The 24,826-nt window shown below is 39.4% G+C and carries 14 protein-coding genes; all 14 read left to right on the top strand.

Going from position 1 to position 24,826, the window contains the following annotated elements; all coding sequences use genetic code 11:
* Positions 1–179: 179 nt before the first annotated feature.
* Positions 180–1,070, top strand: coding sequence for a helix-turn-helix transcriptional regulator (locus tag VEI_RS07105; protein WP_059363755.1), 891 nt, complete (start codon positions 180–182; stop codon positions 1,068–1,070).
* Between the two features lie 219 nt (positions 1,071–1,289).
* Positions 1,290–6,362 carry a TonB-dependent receptor plug domain-containing protein gene (locus VEI_RS07100; protein ID WP_059363752.1) on the top strand — a complete coding sequence of 1,691 codons (5,073 nt, stop codon included), beginning with the start codon at positions 1,290–1,292 and terminating at the stop codon, positions 6,360–6,362.
* 36 nt (positions 6,363–6,398) lie between these two features.
* Positions 6,399–7,016 (top strand): MotA/TolQ/ExbB proton channel family protein, encoded by a 618-nt coding sequence (locus tag VEI_RS07095; RefSeq protein ID WP_059363746.1) that lies wholly within the window; start codon positions 6,399–6,401, stop codon positions 7,014–7,016.
* A 2-nt stretch (positions 7,017–7,018) separates the two neighbouring features.
* Positions 7,019–7,426, top strand: coding sequence for an ExbD/TolR family protein (locus tag VEI_RS07090; RefSeq protein ID WP_059363741.1), 408 nt, complete (start codon positions 7,019–7,021; stop codon positions 7,424–7,426).
* A gap of 2 nt (positions 7,427–7,428) precedes the next feature.
* Complete coding sequence (locus tag VEI_RS07085) at positions 7,429–8,223, top strand: hypothetical protein (protein ID WP_059363738.1); 795 nt, start codon at positions 7,429–7,431, stop codon at positions 8,221–8,223.
* A gap of 25 nt (positions 8,224–8,248) precedes the next feature.
* On the top strand, positions 8,249–8,767 hold the full coding sequence (locus tag VEI_RS07080) for a flavodoxin family protein (protein WP_059363736.1): 519 nt from the start codon (positions 8,249–8,251) through the stop codon (positions 8,765–8,767).
* Positions 8,768–8,786: 19 nt separating this feature from the next.
* The gene (gene hutW / locus VEI_RS07075; RefSeq protein ID WP_059363734.1) at positions 8,787–10,427 is read left to right on the top strand and encodes a heme anaerobic degradation radical SAM methyltransferase ChuW/HutW; all 1,641 of its coding nucleotides are present in this window, start codon (positions 8,787–8,789) and stop codon (positions 10,425–10,427) included.
* A 200-nt stretch (positions 10,428–10,627) separates the two neighbouring features.
* Positions 10,628–11,644: a carbohydrate kinase family protein gene (locus VEI_RS07070; RefSeq protein WP_059363732.1), complete on the top strand. Its 1,017-nt coding sequence runs from the start codon at positions 10,628–10,630 to the stop codon at positions 11,642–11,644.
* Between the two features lie 10 nt (positions 11,645–11,654).
* A complete protein-coding gene (locus tag VEI_RS07065; protein WP_059363799.1) occupies positions 11,655–13,016 on the top strand; it encodes a TrkH family potassium uptake protein in 1,362 nt (453 codons plus the stop codon).
* Positions 13,017–13,050: 34 nt separating this feature from the next.
* On the top strand, positions 13,051–13,701 hold the full coding sequence (locus VEI_RS07060; protein ID WP_059363730.1) for a potassium channel family protein: 651 nt from the start codon (positions 13,051–13,053) through the stop codon (positions 13,699–13,701).
* Positions 13,702–13,814: 113 nt separating this feature from the next.
* Entirely contained in the window at positions 13,815–14,621 is an 807-nt protein-coding gene (locus VEI_RS07055; RefSeq protein ID WP_059363728.1) for a hypothetical protein, read from the top strand.
* Between the two features lie 16 nt (positions 14,622–14,637).
* A complete protein-coding gene (locus VEI_RS07050) occupies positions 14,638–15,729 on the top strand; it encodes an AAA family ATPase (protein ID WP_059363723.1) in 1,092 nt (363 codons plus the stop codon).
* Between the two features lie 29 nt (positions 15,730–15,758).
* The gene (locus tag VEI_RS07045) at positions 15,759–17,396 is read left to right on the top strand and encodes a vWA domain-containing protein (RefSeq protein ID WP_059363721.1); all 1,638 of its coding nucleotides are present in this window, start codon (positions 15,759–15,761) and stop codon (positions 17,394–17,396) included.
* Positions 17,397–18,096: 700 nt separating this feature from the next.
* Complete coding sequence (locus tag VEI_RS10280) at positions 18,097–24,630, top strand: ESPR-type extended signal peptide-containing protein (RefSeq protein ID WP_059363719.1); 6,534 nt, start codon at positions 18,097–18,099, stop codon at positions 24,628–24,630.
* Positions 24,631–24,826: the final 196 nt, after the last annotated feature.

Raw genomic sequence — 24,826 nt, 5'->3', positions numbered from 1 at the left:
TTATGGGAGGAATTTTTTTACTAGACAGAATAATCATAAAATAATCATATAGAAAATGAATGCATAAAATGGATTTTAATAAATATTACATGAATAATAACAAAAATAAATTTGACAATTAATCTCAAAATGATTATTATTAATATATTATTTATAATATTTATATAGATGGTGATACTATGAATCCACATGCACATATGAAATCTCAGTCAGGGATGTCCATGTTGAGATATACCGTGTTTGATGGTATCGACTTGATATTCCTTGATGTAAAGCGTGAAACGATTCAATTTTATGCCCAATCACATACAAAGACCTTTGCCATCAATCACTGTGAAGAAGGTCGCATAGAATGTAAATTCTCATCTGGAGAGTATTTGTATATGGGACCAGGCGATATGTCATTAGGTTGGCATATACGGTCCGATTATCAACATGAAAATTATTTTCCTACTAAATCCTTTAAAGGAATTGTGTTATTAGTAGATGTAGAACGAGCGCAACCGGTTTTGGATACCCTTGTAACAGATACTCATATTGATTTAGCAGAGCTCGCTAATCGATTTTGTGAAAATGCAGATTTTGGTATGATGATGGAAGAAACTGAATCGGTTCGCCACATTTTTTCTAGCTTATATGCGGTGCCAGATCAAATTAAGGCACATTATTTTAAATTGAAGGTTATTGAAATCTTCTTATTACTCTCAGTGATTTCTACCGAGTCCCATGAAAGGCGCGTTAGTTACAGAAAACACCAGGTAGATACTGTAAAGAAGGTAAGTAAATATTTATCTAAGAATTTTGCAAAACGCATTACCCTTGATGATCTATCAAATGATTTTGATGTTCCAGCCTCTACCTTGAAGCGTTGCTTTAAAGGGGTATATGGGGTAACGATTCATCAATTTATAAAAGAATGTCGTATGAATGAGGCAAAACGATTGCTTCAAGATACAGATGACTCTATTTTGCAAATTGCCAATGCTGTAGGCTATGAAAATGGTAGTAAATTTACAAGTACGTTTAAAGACTCCATTGGAATGACTCCTAGTGACTTCCGCAAGATATAATTACATACTACATATCTCACTAAAAATACCAAAAACGTATAGTTTTGGTCTTTTCGGAGTAGATATGCAGAATACACTTTGCTAACATATAAAATGTAAATGATTTTCAATGTCATTATATTGTTAGTAAAGTGTATTTTTTATTTTATAAAAATAAGAGATATATGGTTGTGTAATTAAACTATAGTTGAGAAAGAATGAGTATTTTAGGAGGCAACAGTGAACCGATGGGAACGCACGAAACGCTATTTAGTCCTATCTAGTGCAGTTGCACTATGGCTAAATGCACCTCTTATGGTTATGGCAGATAATGCATCTGTCACGACTGATGTGGTACATGTACGAGGTACATGGGCAGAGGAAGAAGCGAAATTAAATCCACAGCAAGTGCAAATCATTACTAAGAAAGAAATTGAGAAGAAGCAGGCGAAGTCAGTCGAAGATATTATTTTTACCCAAACGGGTGTATCCAGAACCGTTGATGCCATGGGGCGTGTCGGTGTATCCATTCGCGGTGCAGAAGCACGTCATACACTGATTCTTGTAGATGGACAACCAGTATTGGGGGATTTTGATAAATATTCAGGTGCTGCTGATGAGGTGCAACGATTAGGTGCGGAAAACGTTGAGCGTATCGAGGTTATTCAAGGTGCTGCCAGTGCTAAATATGGTTCCGATGCCATTGGTGGTGTTGTTAATATCATCACTAAAAAAGCGCTTAAAAAACCAACATTGCAATTGAACGCAGAAGGTATGCGTCGTAAAAGTGATGGAGATATATTCCCATTCCAAAATTTTTACATTCGTGCCGATTCTGGTCAGATGGGGAAATTAAAGGTTGGCCTATCTGGTAGTAAACGTGATTTAATGCCGGTTCTAGCATCTGTTAAACGTCGCGCATCTGGCATGGCCTTTGATTACTCAAAACATAACTTTAAGCCGAATGTGCTTCGCTACTACGGGGATGCTTCGGATATTGGTCTCGTAGCAACATATGAAGCTAACAAGAATAATAAAATTGAGATGCGTCTCAACCGATATACAGAGGATCTTGTGCGAGATATTAAACACTCTGATTCCGATTTAGAACCACAACAACACTTTAAACGTACAGCTGGTCGTAATACTATCAATTTAGCGTGGAATTCAAAAGCTGGTAAAAGTGATTGGACGGTAGAGACAAACTATTCTCGTATCAAAGAGGATGATGTGGCTCTAATCAATTACACAGGGCGTTCCTCTTATGAAGGATCCAACGAACTTCGTTATATCGATAATATCGACCATAAACAACTAGATGTTCGTCTTAATGCGAATACTCAACTTAATAACAAGCATCGCCTTAGCTATGGTGTCAGCTATGCTCGTGAAGAAGGCTCTGGTAGCCGATTAAAGAGCTCTCCTAATACAAGTACAATGTACATTGACCCTTGGGAATATGATAAGAGTCTCCTCGTAGATAAATTAGACCGTCTTGTAAGACGTAAAGGTGATAACAGCGTTAAGGTATATTCCCATATTCATGATTATAAGTTCATTAAATCCAGTAGCGGCATGCCACAATGGGATATGGACTATGAATATTATGGTGCTGAAACAGATGCTCAAAAACCGGGTATCACCTATGATGATTACGTAAATTATGGATTATCTGAAGGTGCTATCAGTTCTTGGTCCAGTACATCACCTAATAATCAGCCAATATCAGATGAATTTAGATCACGTTATAATGCATTAAAATCTCGACTAGAGGCTGAAAATCCATCAATGTCAGCTACGCGTTCTAATATCGTAGGCGATTACTTTAAATATGGTGAGTCCAGTGATCCAGAAATGCGTAAAAAAGCGCCTAAGTTGAATGGCAAAGCCTTCTTAGAAGAGTATCGTAATCGGGACCAACGATTGACTACAGGTCAAGGCACGATTCGCAAGATGAATGCTTATATTTCTGACACTTGGCAGGTGAATAAAAATTTAACCTTTGTACCAATTATTCGCCTTGATAATAGCAGCTTGTTTGGTTCAAATTTATCGGCATCCATGGGGATGACCTACAATGTGAATGGTAATCCTCAACGCCGATTTAAAGCTAATATTGGCACTGGTTATACAGAACCAGGTATGGGCGAATTGTGGTATAACTGGGAAATGTATGCATCTAATCCAGTAGGTATTGGTGTAGCTAAACTCGGTTGGTATTGGGCTGGTAATCCCAATTTGAAGCCTGAAAAATCTCTGAACTTTGATATGAGTTTAGAAGGCGAAAATAAAAACACCTATGCTCGTGTTGGTATATTCCATAATCGCATCAAAAACTATATGTCGGTTTACTTTACGGGAGAATTCCAAGATTTTGCACCATATTTGAAAGGGGATGCAAAATACCAACGTGCTCCAGATATGATTTACAGCTTTAAAAACATCGGTATGGCTGAAATCACAGGCCTTCAAGCGGAAGTGCAACAAAAATTCGGCAGATACTGGTCCGGTAAATTAGGATACACTTATTTACATGCCATCAATAAGAGTGATCCTTCAATGCCAAAGCAATTGCTCGATAAACCTGTGCATAAAATTGATATTGGCGTATCCTATGATAATCCAAAAACAGGTTGGAACGGTTCCATTTGGGGTGATTACTACATTGATATGCTCGATAGTAATACATTAAATAATGGTGGTAACTACTGGCCAGATATTTTATCCGGTGATGCCGGGGTATATAAAAAGCAAGTTTACCAAAAGAAAACATTTGGTATTTGGAACCTAATGGTTCAAAAACGATTCAATAAGAACGCCATGATGTATTTTGGTATCAATAATATCTTTAATCATCGTGATGATGACCGTGCTACACAAGAGCGTGTATATCGCATTGGTGTAAACCTCAAGTTTGGCGGTGGTGATTCCAAGACTACGCCAATCGGTAAAGATGTTAATAAATCAGCTAATGCAGCTGGTGATGTAGTAAATGGCGTATCTACTAATGGTACAGAGTCTACAGTACAAAACCTATCCGAAGTTGTTAAATTAACTGATTTTATCCGTTCTGATTTTGATACAACTAAAGAACGCGGCGTTACCTTTGTTGGTGACTATCGTGCTCGCTGGATGGCTCACGATGGTTCGAATCGTCCACAATCTCCATATAGAGCCAATTCTTATGTTGGCTCTGCGAAGGCTAATATGTATGATGCGAGTCGACATAGCTTTGAACAACGCATTCGTCTTGGATTTGATGCACGTCTTAATCCGTTTACAAACCTATCGGTTATCGGTAGCATGTCCGGCATGAGTGGCGTAGATACAAGCTGGACTCAATCAGATTCCAAAGGCTTTAACCACCAACGTCTCGATACTGTTGATTTGACAAGACGCGTTAAGAAATGGGATGTTTCCGTAGGTCGTTTAACTGAACCTATGGGAGCAAGTGGCTATTGGTTTGGTCAGTCTTATGATGGGGTTCGCGGTGTATGGACAGGTAATGATACTCAAGTTCGCGTTGGTGTAGGTAGCTTTAAACATAGCACAGGTATTAGTGATTCTGCGTATACCCATGTAGTGCATGAAGCGATTAGTAGACCACCAACAGCAGCAGAATTGATTGGTATCAATCGTGATGATTATCCATATGATATCGCTAGTGCTACTAAATCTGGTTCTGATGGTGAGAAAAAGACCGCAGAAGATGCACCAGCACCAGATAGCCCAGAGGGTATCTATAATTCTACTTATAAAGGAAAAACTGATAGCATCTATTTCTACCAACAACTAAAAGAGTTACAAGATGAGTATGATGCGTATAAAGCAACATTAAATCTAAGTTGGAGCAACCCAAATAAGGATCAAGAAATTGAAAAAGCTAATGCTAAATTAGCAGAGACTCAACAAAAACAAGCTCAAATCATGAGTCGCTTACAAGATATTCTTACAAAGGCATACCCTACAGATATGTCTGAGAAGAAATTCTCCCTCGATATTCCATCCGGTGGTTATACAATGTATGAAATCACTAATAAGAATACAGGGGAAAAACTCTATAAGACCGGGGACATTATGTATAATGTGAACTCTTCTTTATACCCTGAATACTTAAAAGAGAAGGCTAAAGGTCTTATTGTATCTACCGATAATAAGGAGGCTTTAGTAAATCCTAAAGCGTATATAGATAATCATAGTACGGAAATTAACGAGTCAGTTACAGAAATTGCTAAATATAATGCTACAGATAACTGGAAGAATTATAACAATAGTGAGCTTGATGTTGTCTGGGTTAAACAAGCTGATGGTACTTTCAAACAATCCTATGATTACTATGGTCAACCATCTAGTGATTATGAGTTTACAGGTTTCTTAGGTGCTAAGACCTATAAATACGATAGTGGTAGTTATGTATTTAGTGATTATGATGCTAAAGATGCGATTTACAAAAAGAACTTTACAATGTCCTCCAATGATTGGGGTGAAGGTAGTTCTGAATATGGTTGGGGCATGCCAAATGCATTGTTCAACTATATGTATAATCTTGAAAAGGTTGTACATGATGCAGAGTCTGAAAACAAATTACCACGTGAAGCAATTGGTAAAATCATTGGTAACATCATTCAAACAGAAGGCGTTGTTCTTGAAAAAGATACAATTCCACCAATTGAAACAGCGGCCTTTGTTCAAGTTAAGAAACAAATTGGCCATCGTCTTGGCTTACAAGCATGGTATTTACGGTCCTTTAATGGTAGTAAACGTACCTTCTTAAATGCAAATGGCAATGCTAATGATGAACAAAGCTTCTCCAATATTGCAAATGTATTTGGCATTGGTGCTAAATATCAAATCGGTGAAAGCACAGCAATTACTGTAGATTATGGTCAAAACCGCTCAAAATTTGGTCGCTATATGAATGGTAACACCGTATATGATCATGAACGTGGTACAGCGGACTTCACTATTAAGGGACATCAAATGGGTGGTACACCGCACTTCTGGATGGCACGGCTCGATATTGGCCGTTCTGATCTAGATGTTCCAAAATCTTGGAATGCGTTCATCGACTATAAATACTTTGCTCATGGTTCATTCCTCGGTGGTAATGGCACAGGTGCTGTTCCTGATCGTTATCTCGATGGTATTCGCAGCTTCACATTTGGTGCAGGCTATGTTCCACGCAAGGATTTACTCCTTGAAGCATTCTATACATTCGATGCAAAGGGCACAAATAAACGAGATACCTTATATGGTAATGAAAGCTTTAAGTTAGGCGATTATGCAAGAATTCAAGGGACCTACAGGTTCTAGTATGCAGTCTGTAAATAGACAGAAAGGTTTATTAGTATGGAAAATCTAAATTATGTCATTCACTTGTTTCATAGTGGCGGGTATGTAATGTATCCATTATTACTCTTGTCCTTTATGGTTATCGCTATCGCTGTAGAACGTGCTTTCTTTTACCGTAAATATGCAGGTAAAACCTATATGGTGACTCATGCAGTTAATGAATTAGCAAAACTGCAAAAATGGGATGAAATTGATAAAGTAATTCAAGAAAACCCGTCCATTGCAAGTCGTATTGCTCAAGCAGGTTTACATAATGCTTCTAGCGAAGAAGCGATGAAGACAGCCTTTGCTGATCAAATGGGCGTTGATGCAGTAGGTTTCCGTAAATATATGGATTACCTCAGTGCAACGGTTACAATCTCCCCATTGTTAGGTTTGCTTGGTACTGTAACAGGTATGATTGGTTCCTTTAGTATCCTTGACTCTGGTGCCGGTGCTTCCGCCATTACAGGTGGTGTAGGCGAAGCCCTCATCGCCACAGCATCTGGTTTATGCGTTGCGATTATGGCCTTTATAGTGTACACAGTTTTTAGCCATCGTTTGGATTCCATTATTAACCAAATTGAAAATATGTGTGTAAACATTGTTACAGCTAAACGAGAAGGGTGGAAATAATTATGAACTTGCAAAGCTTTCGCATGAAAACTAAGCCGGAATTCATGATCATTCCAATGATTGATATCATCTTCTTCTTGTTGGTATTCTTCATGATGAACAGCTTACAAACAGTTGCTCAAAAAGCATTATCTGTACAATTACCACAAGCGACAAGTGCTTCTGCACCTGCTCAGTTGCCAGTTGTATTTACATTAGATGCAGAAGGGCATATTACAATTGATAATAACCCAATGAGTATTGATCAAGCAGAAGTTATGATTAAACAACGTATTCAAGAAAATCCTAATGCTAGCGTTATTTTACAAGCAGATAAACGAGCAGCTCATGGCCAAGTAGTAGCCATCATGGATATGCTCAAACAATCTGGCGTTAAACGCTTAGCTATTGCAGCAGAACAGAAAGGATAACTATGGGTCTAGGCATATCATGGAAAAAAGCAGCCATTATATCCGCCGTAGTTCATCTAGTTGCTCTCTTTATTGCCGTTATCTTTTTTGTAGTCGTTCCAGCTATTCAAGAAATGGAAACCTATGAAATTGATCTCACCCAAAGTGTGCTCGATGATGGCGGTAGTGGTCATGCTGGCGGTGGTGGCGGTGATAGATCATCTCTATTCCCAAAACCATTGTCTGCAGATGAAGTGGCGGCAAGAACGCAGGCTGTTGTAGCAAATATGGATCCTTCTCCAGCAACAGATATTCCAGATGCTGTCGATGTTCCATCTAAGAATAGTGATAGTAAATCTACTGGAACTGCTGGTGAAAGTGGTGGTGAAGGTGCCGGTTCTGGCGGCGGCAAAGGCGGCGGTCATGGTACCGGCGAAGGTACAGGTGTTGGCGATGGTAGAGGCTCTGGCACAGGTACAGGTGATGGACCAGGTAGTGGTGATGGTCATGGTACAGCACGTGCAGCCTTTAATACACAAGGTTTTTATAACACTGTTAATAGTCGAAAAGTAATGCCACAGCAATACATTCGACAACATAAAGAAGTTCATGAAACAATCGTAGTCTTTGTACGTATTGATACAAATGGTAATGGCATAGAGCAATATGTGGAATCTGGTGATGATCCACTATTGAAAGAATCGGCTATGGACGCTGTGTATCGCTCCTTACCATACCCAAATAACTCAGGTGATGTACAACCGGTCCATGTTCCTGTACGATTTGACATGGCAGAAGGTATAGATGACGAAGATTAATTATAATTTATAAAAGGAGATATTAATGAGTACTATTATTTTATATTCATCACTCACGGGAAATACAAAAAGTGTAGCAGAAGCGATGGCTTCTGTAATGCCAGAAGGTACACCTTGTGTGCCTGTTAAAGAAGCGCCTGCAAACCTTGCAGATTACGATACCGTATTTGTAGGGTTTTGGGTAGACCGCGGCACAGCGAATAAAGAAGCTGCTAAATTGATTGAAACATTGAACAATAAACATGTCGTATTCTTTGCTACATTGGGGATGTATGCTGATTCTGATCATGCTCGTGAAAGTATTGAAAAAGCATCTACATTATTGCCTAATAAAGAATCTTTGGTGGATGGTTTTGTATGTCAAGGTAAAATTGATCCTAAAGTAATCGAGATGATGTACAAAATGTTCCCACCAGGATCTGCTCATGGACAAAGCCCTGAACGTGATGCATTGCATAAGGCGGCAGAAACGCATCCTGATGAACAAGATTTTGCAAATGCGAAAGAATTTGCTAAATCTGTGCTTGCAAAGTTGCAAGGCTAACGAGTGAAAGGGGAAACGTATGAGTTTAGCAAGCTTTTTTGAATCCATTCCGGAGAAACAACGGAATCTGCAACTCGGTTTAGCCTGTGATAATCCTATGAGCGGCGCTTTTCCTCATAAACGCGTTGTTCATGCAGGGCTTAATGGGACTTTGATTTCACCTAAGGAATCACAAAATGTATGGGATGCTGTTATGAAGGGGGCCCCTAAAAAAGGTCAAATGCAATGTGCCTATATTCACATTCCGTTTTGTAAAACGAAATGTACATACTGTGGTTTCTTTCAAAATGGTACGAGCCAAAGTATTGAAGACCAATATATTGATGGCCTTATTGGGGAACTTAAGCTGGCTAGTGAAAGCCCGCGCTTAAAGGATGGTCTTATCCACGCTGTATTCATTGGCGGTGGCACACCGACATCCTTATCTCCAGCAAACTCTGAGCGCTTGTTAAAAGCGATTAAAGAATACTTACCACTAGCTAATGATTATGAGCTTACCCTAGAAGGTCGCATTCATGATTTGATTCCTGAAAATCTTGAAGTATGGATGAATAATGGCGTTAACCGTATGTCTATTGGCATCCAATCATTTAATACTGAAGTGCGCCAAATGGTAGGTCGTTTGGATACAAAAGAAACCGTACTAGAACGGCTAGCGGCCCTAAAGGCGTATGGTCAATGTTCTGTTGTTATCGACTTGATTTACGGATTGCCTGGTCAAACAATGGAGGTTTGGGAACAAGACTTAGCCGACTTAGTAAGTTCTGGTGTAGATGGTGCTGACCTATATCAATTGAATGTATTCGATGGAAGTGATCTAAACCGGGATATTGCGAGCGGTAAGGTGCCACCTGCAGCGACAACGGCTATGCAAGGTGATATGTTCGAATTTGGTCGTAAATACTTAGATGCCCGTGCGTACCGTAGATTAAGCGCTGCTCATTGGAGTGCTAATAATCGTGAACGTAGCTTGTACAATATCTTAGCTAAAGCAGGTGTACCAATGTTCCCATTCGGCAGCGGTGCAGGGGGGAATGTTGATGGATATGGCATGATGCTACATCGCGCACTAAAACCGTATGAAGATATGGTAAGCCGTGGTGAAAAACCATTTATGGCACTTATGAAGCAAAGTGATTTACAACCATTTGTTAATCAAGTTGTGAGCCAACTTGAACAAGGTTACTTAAATATCAATACTTTAATAGCTATGGATCCGCAGCTAGGCGAATTGAATTGGTTGTATAAACTTTGGGAAGAACGTGGTTTAGTCTCCTACAATGGCTTGCTCTATAAATTAACGGCAGCCGGTGAATTCTGGACTGTTAATATCACGCAAAGTACATTGGAGGCTATGGAATATATTTTAACTGGTAAAAATTCCTTTGCCTTAGAATCCGTAGCGGCTCAAGATACGAAGACTACATCTAAAGAAAATCCTAACCAAGAGGTACGTGGTATCGGCCAAGGAAAGGCAAATATTTCGGTACCAACCGATGAACAGACAGAAGCGCAACGTAAAGAAGCACTCATGGCAAAAGCGAAAGAAGAAATCGCTAAGAGTGGTGCCTCTGGTGAAGCAGCAAATCGCATGGTTCAAGCTATGGCGAATTTAAGCGCTGATGAAATTGAATACATGATGGAACGTATGATGTCCTAATTATCACTAACAACCTCTCATATAAATAACTACAAACATTGACAGGTACGTTTTATCTTAGTATTAAAACCCTAGATTACAATCTATTCTTTAAACTGGACTATTCAGTTTAACGAGAATATATCGTGGTCTAGGGTTTACTTTTTATGTTTCGGAATGTATTCTGTACATATAGTTATACAAGGTATTAGGAGGTTAGTATGAATGCATTTCCTAACGAAGTGATAGATATAGTTGGTATTGGGGCTAGTACCTTAGATCGATTCATCGTGGTTGATCATTTTCCAACGGGGCGTGAGGTGCAACAGGCCATCTCGTCTACTACAGATGGCGGCGGGCCGGTAGCGACTGCACTAGCCACGGCTGGTAAATATGGATCTTGTACTATTATGATTGACCGTATTGGGGATGATATGGTTGGACGCTATATTCTAGAAGACTTTCATAAATATAATGTCAATACAGAGGGCATCCAAGTTGATGCGGATGCTAAGAGTGGAACTGCAACGATTCTTGTGAAACAGAAGACAGGGGAGCGAGCTGTATTTTTTGAACGAGCTACTGCAACTGAGCCTGAGTTCTTAGAGGCTCATAAACAACTCATAGAATCTGCCTATATTTTGCATATCAATGGTAGACATCGCAAACTCATGCGCTCTGCTATGGCCGTTGCAAAAGAGGTAGGCACTATTATTTCTTTAGATGGTGGTGCTCAACGCTACGATGAAGATATGAAGCCTATTACAGAAGCCAGTCACATCGTTATCGTAGCTCGAGACTATGCTGAAAAATATACAGGCACAACTAATTTAGAAGATGCTTGTCGTATCATTCATGAACGAGGAGCCTTCATAGCAGGTGTTACCGATGGTGCTAATGGTAGTTATTTTGTATGGCCTGATGGAACATCTTATCGATGTGAACCATTTTCTCAAGCTACTGTAGTAGATACAACGGGGGCTGGAGATAGCTTCCATGGTGCTTTTTTGTATATGCTTACAAAAACACTTTGCAAAATAGCAGATGGTACTAACACATCAACTATGAATGAAACGAGCCAGTCCTTAAATGCTATCGATTTACTCCATAGTTGTGCGCACGAGGACTTAGAAAAAGCGGCTACTTTTGCTTCTGCTGTAGCAGCTCTTAATACGCAAGGAATTGGCGGCCGCAGTCCATTGCCGAGTTTAGAAGATATCAAGGCGCTTATAGGATAGGATTATGGTTATGTGGAAAAATACTTCAAAAAATCAAGTTCAGCAATATATGCAACATAATCCTTATCGTCTATTAGCTCTTAGCTTTTTGGCTGTTATGACTATAGGGACGATATTGCTCATGTTGCCCCTATCAAATGCTCAAGGCCATAGTACAGCGCTTGTAGATGCAGCTTTTACCGCAGTATCTTGCGTTTCTGTAACAGGATTGGCGACAGTAGATACCTATTATCATTGGTCCTTGTTTGGCAAAATCGTCATGGTAATCCTTATCCAATTAGGTGGTTTGGGGATTGTTTCCTTTACCACTATTATCGCTCTAGTATTAGGGCGACGGGTAGGTCTAAAAAATCGCGTGCTTTTATCTGAGGATGTAGGGCAAGATGGAATGAAAGGGCTTTTACACATTACGAAAAAGCTAACTATTTATACATTTTGTGCCGAAATTATTGGTGGTATTCTCTATACCATTCAGCTATATCCTTATATTGGTGATGCTGCATTATATACGGGAATCATGCAATCCATCTCGACCTTTTGTAATGCAGGGTTTATATTCTTTGATAATGATCTACCTTATGCCATGGTGGGCGATGTATTATTTAATATAAATACAATGGCCCTTATTGTAATAGGTGGTTTCGGATATCTCGCAACCTTTGATATTTGGTCGCATCGCAAGCTACGACGTTTTGTAGATTTAAAACTACACACAAAAATAATGTTAGTTGGCACAACGGTGCTCATCCTTTTAGGGACTATTATTTTCTTGGGAGTTGAGTGGGCGAATCCCAAAACTTTTGGTCCTTTACCTATATGGAATAAGGTCATGGCTGCTCTATTTCAATCGATTACCCCTCGTACGGCAGGTCTTGCAACTGTAGATTATAATGATTTACATCCCATAACTCTGTTTATTACCATCATTTTTATGTTTATCGGGGCAGGTCCTAACTCCACAGGAGGCGGTGTTAAAATTAGTACTATTGCTGTCGCTTTTCTAGCATCGCGTACATTATTTAATAATCGTTCTGATACAGAGGTTTTTGAACGTCGTATTTCGTTGGTTACTGTCCTTAAGGCAAATGGGATAATCTTTTTATCCATCCTTCTTGTTTTGCTTGCTACTTGCTATTTAGCTTGGGATGAGCCGTATAACTTTATTCGAATACTTTTTGAGGTAACCTCTGCCTTTGGGACCGTAGGTCTTTCGACGGGGATTACACCTGATTTATCTGAAAGTAGTAAATGGGTGTTGATGCTTGTCATGTTTACGGGCCGTGTTGGGGTTATGACTGTTATTGGTACTTGGGCGTTAAGAACGGCACCGACTAAACCAATTAGCTATGCAGAAGAGCGTGTATTGTTATAAAAACAGATTAGATTGAATATAAAAGGGGGCATATATGAAACATAAAACGATAGCAGTAATAGGTCTTGGTCAATTTGGTGGCACTGTTGCCAAGATGTTAGCTTCCATGGATCATGAGGTATTAGGTGTAGATATTGATCCAGAAGTTGTACAGAAAATTTCACCATTTATAACACATGCTATAGTTGCAGATACAACCGATGAAGAGGCAATCAAAGCATTGGCGCTAAGCCAGTTTGATATGGTTATTGTGGCTATAGGTGGAAATCTTCAAGCCAATCTAATGACAGCTATGCTTCTTAAAGAGTTAGACGCACCTAAAATTGTGGCCAAGGCTGAAAATAATATACAAGGTAAAATGCTTCATAAAATAGGTGTAGATCAAGTGATTTACCCTGAATATGATATGGCATTACGTCTTGTACAATTTTTAACTAGAGACCATGTGATGGATTATTTACAACTATCCAAAAATATCAGTCTTATAGAAATAAAAATGCCTTCATTTATGGTTGGCACATGTTTGAAAGATTCCAATTTGCGTGAGAAATATAATCTTAATGCAGTAGGCATAAGACGCGGTGAGGATTTAGAAGTTCCACCAAACCCAATTACCATCCTCGGTGAAGATGATAAATTATTAGTTATTGGGAATAATTCTGATTTAGATGCATTAACAGTGTAGTAAGTATACGAAACAGATATAATTATATCGAAAAATTATGATACAATAGGAATAGAATTCAGTATAGGCCGTACGTATTCGTATGGCCTTTTTAGATAGAAAAGAAGGATAGTATGACAGAGGAACAATATATAACGGCTCTCAAAAACAATCCCCATGGCGTACGCAATATCCCTAATCCTACAGAGGAAATGCAGTTAGTCTGTGTGGAACAGAATGGGATGTTATTACAGTACATTAAAAATCCTACTGATCGAGTGATTGAAACTGCGTTAGCACAGTCGCCACGGGCCATTCAATATGTGGACAATCCAAGTGACGAATTATTGATTTCATTAGTCAAACAAGATTGGGCGGTACTTGAGTATATTCAACATCCGTCAGATGAAGTGGTTCGCATTGCCTTAGACCAATCGGGCTGGGCCATTCGATATATTACAAATCCATCAGAGGAATTACAGTTAAGGGCTGTAGAAACACAATATGATGCATTGCAATATATTGCCAATCCATCAGAACAGGTTCAAATGGCAGCTGTAAAATCTAATTATTTAGCATTGCGTTATATCCAGAATCCTACATTGGACATTTTGAAAGCCGCCGTGTTACAAGACCCGCAGGCTATGCGTCAAATTACGAATCTAGATTTAGAAACAGTGGTAGAGTTATTGAAGGTTTCTACATTGATACTTGGGTATGTGCCAAAACAACTAGGCTTAACTGTCGACATGGTTCGACAAATTATAACTGAAATGATTGCAAATCCTGCTGTAGAAGATCGCTATGTGCGAGAACTCGTAACTAATCCTGCAATAGGCGGACGTCAATCAACATGGCCCATCGATATATTGTCATTAGTTGATGTATACGGATCTATAGAGGCAAAGAAAATTGCTATCGACCAGTATTTACTATATTAATTAAGAAGGAGTCATAATGAATTTTACAGATACAATGGCTAGTGTGGAATTAGTGCTAGCTGCTAATCAAGTACCTTTGCTCGTTGGTGAAACGGGGATTGGTAAAACATCGCTAGCAGCGCGTGTAGCAGAGGTTCATGATTGGGAACTCGTCACCATTGATGGCAATCTTTTAAAAGAAGGGGAAATAGGGGGATTGCCAACGGTAGAAACGGTTTCACATAAAGATAGTGACGGTACAGTTAAAGAGATTAAAACAACCGTGTATGCCGTGCATCATACCTTGGAACATGTGTCACGAGCTGTTAATGCAGGTCGTCATGTATTGCTATTTATCGATGAGATTAATCGTGCAGAGCATGCGGTACAACAAGAATTAATGAATTTGATTTTGAACCGAGAAATCAATGGATTTGCTTTGAGCGATGATGTGCGCATCATTGCGGCTATGAACCCAGAGGATTCCTTTGACTACCAAACGATTGATATGGATCCAGCTCAACAAAATCGTTTCGTATGGCTTTATATGGAAGCGGATTATATGCAGTGGATTGACTGGGCTATTTCTGCAGGCATTGAAGATAAGGTGGTGGAATTTATTTCCTCTTATCCAGATTATTTAAATCAACGTCATGAAGATGATATCGATGCGACACCGCGTTCCTTTGAACGGATATCTCATATTTATGGTATCTATAAGGAAGGTGGTTATAGCCGTGAAGTATTCCAAAATGTTATCCGTGGTAATGTGGGAAAACTTATTGCGGAGGCCTTTGTTAATTTCGTTGAAACGGAACAAGAGCCATTGATTTCATTTGATGATGTATTAGAGGCAGTGCATAAGCCTGGTGCTATTATGTCCTTACAAGAACGTGTCAATGGTGAAAGTCCTACTCGTCTCTATGTATCCGCGAAAAATATGTTGTATCGTTTGAATCACAATAGTAATGCAGAAGAAGTTCATCACTTTATCGAATTTATTACATTGTATCCTGGTGATTTGCGTATTGCTGTTATGAAAGATTTACGCAACACATATGCTCATGTGTATAGCTATGCTATTGAGGATAATCTTTTTATTGAAACGTTTTTTGAAGCCAATCGTTAATTGTGAAAGTCATATGACAGGTAGAACTTATGAATCGAAATTTAGATAAAGACGATATTCGGGATGCGTCTGACCTGCTCACTCATATAGACGGATGGGAGAAGACGGGGCGCTATGATGAAGAGGCTATTAAGGAACTCGATCGATGGCATAGAAAGCGTAATCAGATTGCTCGTGATGCGGATGCGTTGTATGAGCAACTATACGCGCGTTATCAAGCGTATGTAGATGAACATCCAGTGCATAAACAACAGGCAGAAGATATTGCTGTAGATATGGTAAATCACAATATGTCGGATAGTCATATTGGCACGATAGGCAAGGGATTAACGGAACTGTATGAGGGCGAAGGCACAGATCTCGATGTGTTGACACAACACGTACTAGCCGATGGCTATGAACAGCATTTATGGCATATCTTGCATGATGTAAATAGTTTATTGCTTGACGAGGATCAATTCTTTGGCTATTTTTATCTACAAATGACGCATCGTGTACGCTTAGACATGACTAGCGCTTTTGGTTTTAACCTCAAACACGGTGGCTATGTGCTATACGTGAATCCTTTCATTATGTTACGACAACCGCCGGATGTTATGAAAGATGGTATTAAGCGAGAAATATTACATGTTATATCCGCTCATTTGATGCGGGTCAAAGAACTTAGTCAACGATTTAATAAAAAAGCTGTTCACATGGCCATGGACATGGTTGTAAACGATTATTTAGAACATGTAGACCGCGATGCTATAACCGTTGCCAATGTAAATGCGAGATATGGACTTTTACTAAAGCGATTCCGCACATTGGAGTACTACGCAAAGGCCATTGATAAAGCGATGCAGGAAAAACCAGATCTTTTTATAGCTGTCGAGGATTCCAGTCAAATCATAGCAATGGAGTTTAATGCTGATTCAAGCCATGATATATGGGATGAGTCTGATTCTATCGATACAGAGACCATGGATAAAATTACAGAACGCTATATCAACGAAGCATCAAAAGGAGATATGGAAGGGTATGTAAAAAGTCTTATCGATACATTCCAAAAGACTCGACGTTCCTTACCTTGGTATTTTTATCTTAAAAAATTAATGGGCAAGGTGGCTAGCGGACATAAAAAAACGACGATGCGTCGCAATCGTCGTCAGCCTGAGCGTCTAGAATTGTCTGGCACATTACGCCAACATAAGGCGAATGTGTGGGTAGCCCTCGATATGAGTGGCAGTATTACGGATTTGGAATTTACCAATGCACTAGAGCAAGTGCTACAAATAGTACATGCGTATAATCATCGCATTACTATTATAGAATGTGATAATGAGGTACGCCGCACCTATACAATGGAATCCGTAAAGGATGTGAAACCGCGCCTTGATGTACGAGGGGCTACTGCTTTTTCACCAGTATTTGCCTTAGCCAATCAACAACATGTAGATTTATTAGTATACTTTACGGATGGTAAAGGGGAAGAACATCTACGTGATATACCAAAAGGGTATAAGGTGCTATGGGTTCTCACCGGACCAGAACCGCAACTATCCTTGCTTAACCCACATGGTATAGTTCGAGAAATGGGCTATGTTGGTGTTGATGAAACACAAGATATCGACGAATTCGTGAGAATGAGCAGTAGGTCGGGGTTTTCCATGGCGAATCAGGAGTAATCATTGCTTAACAATCTTAACTAGACCATATTATTTACGGCAGAGGGAGGTGTGGGTGTCTAAAATCTTCCACCGGCTTTTTCTTCGCCCTAAAGGGCTCAGGCCAAAGTCAGATTTTAGACACCCACACCTCCCTTTTGAATGTAGATGATATTTGCTCCATTAAGATTGTTAAGCAGCTGATTATTGGGGGTATAGTAAAGAAAGGGCCAAAGTCGGCTGATAGAGGCTATTGATTCCTTTCTCCCGTGTTATATAGGGAGAAGAAAAAGGACGCGATTGCGTCCTTTTTATGGATTGAGGCCAAAGTCAGATTTTAGTCACCCTCGTCCCCTTTCTGAACGTAGATGCTACCAAGCTTATTAAGATTGGTAAGTCATTGATTACATCGGGTAAAAAGAGAACGGGCCAAAGTCAGATTTTAGACACCCACACCTCCCTTTTGAACGTAGATGATATTTGCTCCATTAAGATTGTTAAGCAGCTGATTTACGAAGAGGATTTTATAATAAAAACATAAGTAAATCTTATCAAAATAATAAAATAATGCAATCTTAACATTTTACTCAAAATTGCGATAAGTTTCCTTTATTTAATAGATGTTGTTCTTGATTTTGATATTCAGAATTGATAAGATTGATGCATGTATTAACTATAAGTGTTTTTAATGGATTATTTTAAGTTTATTTAGGGGAATGTCATGAACAAAATTTTTAAAGTGGTTTGGAATGAAAAAAAAGGATGCAATGTAGTTACATCTGAGAAGGGGAAAAGTACATGTCGTTTTCGAGGATCTGCTAGATTAGCGGCAATGGCTATATTAGGTTTAACTGTAATCACTAGTGGTGTGAATACCGCTAGTGCAGAAGGGGCGACTACTACAGTTGGCACAATTGAAGTGAAGACCTCAAATAATCTTACATATGTCGGTGGTATTTTACTGCCTGGTACAAGTTTAACAGCTATGGATTCTAGTACATATTCAATTTCTGGTAAAATTGCAAATCCTACAAGTATGGCATTTAATGGGAATACGAATACTACTGCTTATATATATGCAAATGGTCAGTTAATTCCAGAAACATCCTTTGTGGCAAATGGTACAGAGCAAGCAACATCTACTCGTAATATTACTAAAATGTGGAATGATAGTGGCACTGTTGATAGTAATGGAAACTATATTCATGCTACAAGTCCAGTTAAAAAAGCTGCTCAAATTTCTCCAGTAGAAACTAAACAAACCGTAATTTCCTCACCTGGTAAAGCCCAGAAAGGTACAATCAAGACAGAAGTCCTTGGCACCAAAACTACTACGACTACGGGTAAAACTGTAACTATTAGTAAATTGTCAGACAATTTAGCATTTGCAAATATTGGAGGCCTTGCTGAAGCTGGTGCAAGTACTATGGCATCTTATGATTTAATGCTTGATGATATCACGCAAGCTGCATTAAATGAACATGCTAAAGCCATCAACACTTTAACAGAGCTTGCAGTAGATGCTCAAAATGATAAGCAAACAGCTTTTGTAGATGCTAATGGTAATAAAGTTGTAAAAACAACGGACTCTACTGGTACAACAGAGGGGTATTATTTAGAAAGTGATATTGATTCCACTACAGGCAAGGCTAAAGTTGGTGCCAGTACAGTTGCTCACTCCGATATTCATGTAAGTCTATTAGATGCATCTGGATCTACGACTACTCCTACAAAATTGAGTAACGTTGCTGATGGCACAGTTGCTGCTAATAGTAAAGATGCAGTCAATGGTGGTCAATTATTTGATGTGAAAACAACTGCAGAAGCTGCCAATACTGCAGTTACTACCAAAGGGATCAAATTCGATGGTGATACAGGTACAACTATCACTCGCAAACTAGACGAAACATTAAATATCAAAGGGAATACAGCAACTAGTGCTGTATTAACAGATGGTAATATTGGTGTAGTTTCTAGTGGTACAGATACATTGTTAGTAAAATTAGCACAAAAGATTAATCTTGGTACAGCTGGTTCTGTTACAATGGGCAATACTGCCATTAGTAATGCTGGTGTAACCTCAAAAGACGCTGCTGGTAATACCACAGTTGTCAATGGTTCTGGTGTATCTTTCAAAGATAGTACTGATACTGCAACGGGTCCTAGCATTACAAAAGACGGTATCAATGCGGGGAATAAAACAATTAGCAATGTAGCCACAGCCGTTAATGGTACAGAGGCCGTTAATAAAGCGCAATTAGACGCGGCGATTGCAGCAATCCCTACAACGGGAGGGGCGACTACACTTAAGACTGCAGCAGATAACAGTACGACAGGAACCGTAGCATTAGCAACTCAATCTCTTGCTGTTAATGGTACTGCTAATTATGTAACAACGACTGCAAATGGTAATGCTATTACCGTTGATTTAGCACAATCTATCAAAGATAAAATTAATACAGCCGCTACTGTAGCTGGCAACGGTAAAGATGGTCGAGATGGTTCTAATGGTACAGCAGGAGCCTCTATCACTGGGCCAACAGGTAAAGATGGATTAAATGGTAAAGATTTAACGGATAAAACGAATGCTATTCGTAATGGCGAAGCTGGCATTATCGTGTACACGAATGATGCTGGTGAGCGTTTAGTAAAAGCCAATGATGGGAAATACTACAAAGCGGCTGAGGTAAATGCAGACGGTACAACTGTAGCAGGTGCAACGGCTGTAACTAACCCAGTAGCCAGCCTTGTAAATCCAGATGGTACAACAACTGGTGGTACAACTAAACTAACTAATGTTGCTAATGGCACAGTTGCTGCTAATAGTAAAGAGGCAGTCAATGGTGGTCAATTATTTGATGTAAAAACGACAGCAGACGCTGCCAATACTGCAGTTACTACCAAAGGGATCAAATTCGATGGTGATACAGGTACAACTATCACTCGCAAACTAGACGAAACATTAAATATCAAAGGGAATACAGCAACTAGCGCAGTATTAACAGATGGTAATATTGGTGTAGTTTCTAATGGTACAGATACACTGTTAGTTAAATTAGCACAAAAGATTAATCTTGGTACAGCTGGTTCTGTTACAATGGGCAATACTGCCATTAGTAACACTGGTGTAACCTCAAAAGACGCTGCTGGTAATACAACAGTTGTCAATGGTTCTGGTGTATCTTTCAAAGATAGTACTGATACTGCAACGGGTCCTAGCATTACAAAAGACGGTATCAATGCGGGGAATAAAACAATTAGCAATGTAGCCACAGCCGTTAATGGTACAGAGGCCGTTAATAAAGCGCAATTAGACGCGGCGATTGCAGCAATCCCTACAACGGGAGGGGCGACTACACTTAAGACTGCAGCAGATAACAGTACGACAGGAACCGTAGCATTAGCAACTCAATCTCTTGCTGTTAATGGTACTGCTAATTATGTAACAACGACTGCAAATGGTAATGCTATTACCGTTGATTTAGCACAATCTATCAAAGATAAAATTAATACAGCTGCTATTGTAGCTGGCAACGGTAAAGATGGTCGAGATGGTTCTAATGGTACAGCTGGAGCATCTATCACTGGACCAACAGGCAAAGATGGATTAAATGGTAAAGATTTAACGGATAAAACGAATGCTATTCGTAATGGCGAAGCTGGCATTATCGTGTACACAAATGATGCTGGTGAGCGTTTAGTAAAAGCCAATGATGGGAAATACTACAAAGCGGCTGAGGTAAATGCAGACGGCACAACTGTAGCAGGTGCAACGGCTGTAACTAACCCAGTAGCCAGCCTTGTAAATCCAGATGGTACAACAACTGGTGCTACAACTAAACTAACTAATGTTGCTAATGGCACAGTTGCTGCTAATAGTAAAGAGGCAGTCAATGGTGGTCAATTATTTGATGTGAAAACAACAGCAGACGCTGCCAATACTGCAGTTACAACAAAAGGGATCAAATTCGATGGTGATACAGGTACAACTATCACTCGCAAACTAGATGAAACATTAAATATCAAAGGGAATACAGCAACTAGTGCTGTATTAACAGATGGTAATATTGGTGTAGTTTCTGATGGTACAGATACACTATTAGTTAAATTAGCACAAAAGGTTAATCTTGGTACCGCTGGTTCCGTTACAATGGGCAATACTGCCATTAGTAACGCTGGTGTAACTTCAAAAGACGCTGCAGGCAATACAACAATTGTAAATAGTTCTGGTGTATCTTTCAAAGATAGTACTGATACTGCAACGGGTCCTAGCATTACAAAAGACGGTATCAATGCGGGGAATAAAACAGTTAGCCATGTAGCCACAGCCGTTAATGGTACAGATGCAGTTAATAAAGCGCAATTAGACGCGGCTATTGCAGCAATCCCTACAACGGGAGGAGCGACTACACTTAAGACAGCTGCAGATAACAGTACCACAGGAACCGTAGCATTAGCAACTCAATCTCTTACAGTTAATGGTACTGCTAATTATGTAACAACGACTGCAAATGGTAATGCCATTACCGTTGATTTAGCACAATCTATAAAAGATAAAATCAATACAGCCGCTACTGTAGCTGGCAACGGTAAAGATGGTCGAGATGGTTCTAATGGTACAGCTGGAGCCTCTATCACTGGACCAACAGGCAAAGATGGATTAAATGGTAAAGATTTAACGGATAAAACAAATGCTATTCGTAATGGCGAAGCTGGCATTATCGTGTACACAAATGATGCTGGTGAGCGTTTAGTAAAAGCCAATGATGGGAAATACTACAAAGCGGCTGAGGTAAATGCAGACGGTACAACTGTAGCAGGTGCAACGGCTGTAACTAATCCAGTAGCCAGCCTTGTAAATCCAGATGGTACAACAACTGGTGCTACAACTAGATTCACTAATGTTGCTAATGGCACAGTTGCTGCTAATAGTAAAGATGCAGTCAATGGTGGTCAATTATTTGATGTAAAAACAACAGCAGAAGCTGCCAATACTGCAGTTACTACAAAAGGGATCAAATTCGATGGTGATACAGGTACAACTATCACTCGCAAACTAGACGAAACATTAAATATCAAAGGGAATACAGCAACTAGTGCTGTATTAACAGATGGTAACATTGGTGTAGTTTCTGATGGTACAGATACATTGTTAGTAAAATTAGCACAAAAGATTAATCTTGGTACAGCTGGTTCTGTTACAATGGGCAATACTGCCATTAGTAACGCTGGTGTAACCTCAAAAGACGCTGCTGGTAATACCACAGTTGTCAATGGTTCTGGTGTATCTTTCAAAGATAGTACTGATACTGCAACGGGTCCTAGCATTACAAAAGACGGTATCAATGCGGGTAATAAAACAGTTAGCCATGTAGCCACAGCCGTTAATGGTACAGATGCCGTTAATAAAGCACAATTAGATGCGGCTATTGCAGCAATCCCTACAACTGGAGGGGCGACTACACTTAAGACAGCAGCAGATAACAGTACGACAGGAACCGTAGCATTAGCAACCCAATCTCTTACAGTTAATGGTACTGCTAATTATGTAACAACGGCTGCAAATGGTAATGCCATTACCGTTGATTTAGCACAATCTATCAAAGATAAAATCAATACAGCCGCTACTGTAGCTGGCAATGGTAAAGATGGTCGAGATGGTTCTAATGGTACAACTGGAGCCTCTATTACTGGACCAACAGGTAAAGATGGATTAAATGGTAAAGATTTAACGGATAAAACGAATGCTATTCGTAATGGCGAAGCTGGCATTATCGTGTACACAAATGATGCTGGTGAGCGTTTAGTAAAAGCCAATGATGGGAAATACTACAAAGCGGCTGAGGTAAATGCAGACGGTACAACTGTAGCAGGTGCAACGGCTGTAACTAACCCAGTAGCCAGCCTTGTAAATCCAGATGGCACAACAACTGGTGCTACAACTAAACTAACTAACGTTGCTGATGGCACAGTTGCGGCTAATAGTAAAGATGCAGTCAATGGTGGTCAATTATTTGATGTAAAGCAAAATATTACTAATTTGACTAATACTGTTAATAGTGGATTGACTTTTAAAGGAGATACTGGCACACAATTCAACCGTGCATTAGGTACGACTGTTAATGTAGTTGGTGGTACAACTGGTAATGGTACAACTAACAATGTTGTGGTAACTGCAAATGGTACAGATACATTAACTGTTAAATTAGCTGAAAATATTGATCTTGGCACTAATGGTTCTGTTACAACTGGTAAGACTAAAATCAGCAATGCTGGTCTCACATCTAAAGATGCTGCTGGTAATACAACTGTAGTAAATGGTTCTGGTCTATCTTTCACCGACAACACGGGTGCTGCTACTGGTCCTAGCATTACAAAAGACGGTATCAATGCTGGTAATAAAACGATTAGCAATGTAGCTACAGCCGTTAATGGTACTGATGCAGTTAACTTGACTCAAGTACGAAATATGATCTCTGGTATCGGTGGTGGTGCACATAGTAAAGTTACCGCAGGTAATAATATTAAAGTTACGGAATCATTAGATACAGCTACAAATGGTAAAGTATTTAATGTTGCACTTAAAGATTCAATCTCTGTTACAAATGTAACAACTACAGATGCAGCTGGTAACACAACTGTAACTAATGGTAATGGTATAACTATCACTGGTGCTTCTAGTCCTACAAACCCTGGTAAGATTGTATCCTTGACTACTGATGGCTTGAATAATGGAGGTAACCAAATCCATAATGTAGCACCTGGTACATCTGCTACTGATGCAGCAACTGTAGGTCAAGTACAAGCTACTTTGAGTGGTGTAAATAGTGCATTTAATGGTTTGGATAGCAAAATAAATACAACTGGTGCAAATGCGGCAGCATTGGCTGGTTTGAAACCACTTCAATACGATCCATTGGAACCAACTCAAATCATGGCTGCATATGGTCATTATCATAATAAATCTGCTGTAGCAGTTGGTGTGGCTCACTTCACTGATGAAAGCACTATGTTCCACGCTGGTGTAACTCTTGATGATGAAAATAACATGTTCAATGTTGGAGTAACTAAAAAAGTGGGTTCCTCCACCGCTAAAAAAGAAATTCCTGAACGTTATAAAGGTGGTCCAATCAGCTCTATATATGTAATGAATGATGAAATTACTGCATTGAAAGAAGAAAATGCAAGAATTAAACAAGAAAATGAAGAAACTAAAGCTAAATTGGCAATGGTTATGGCAAAATTAGGTTTATAATCTGAAAGGAAGTACGTATAAACGATATATTTAGTCAGCAACAAGATTATTTACAATTAATATATGGGCGTTCATCCTACGAGTTTTCTTTGGCACCAATCATATGTATGGTTGGTGCCATTCTTTTTGGTTCTATAGTGATAAGCAGAAAGGAGACACCAACTTTCGAAATCTGACTTTGGCCTGAGCCCTGAAG

This window comes from Veillonella tobetsuensis, assembly GCF_001078375.1.
GTDB lineage: Bacteria > Bacillota > Negativicutes > Veillonellales > Veillonellaceae > Veillonella > Veillonella tobetsuensis.
The sequence above is the reverse complement of the archived record's forward strand: the minus strand, read 5'-3'. Positions and strand labels throughout refer to the sequence as shown.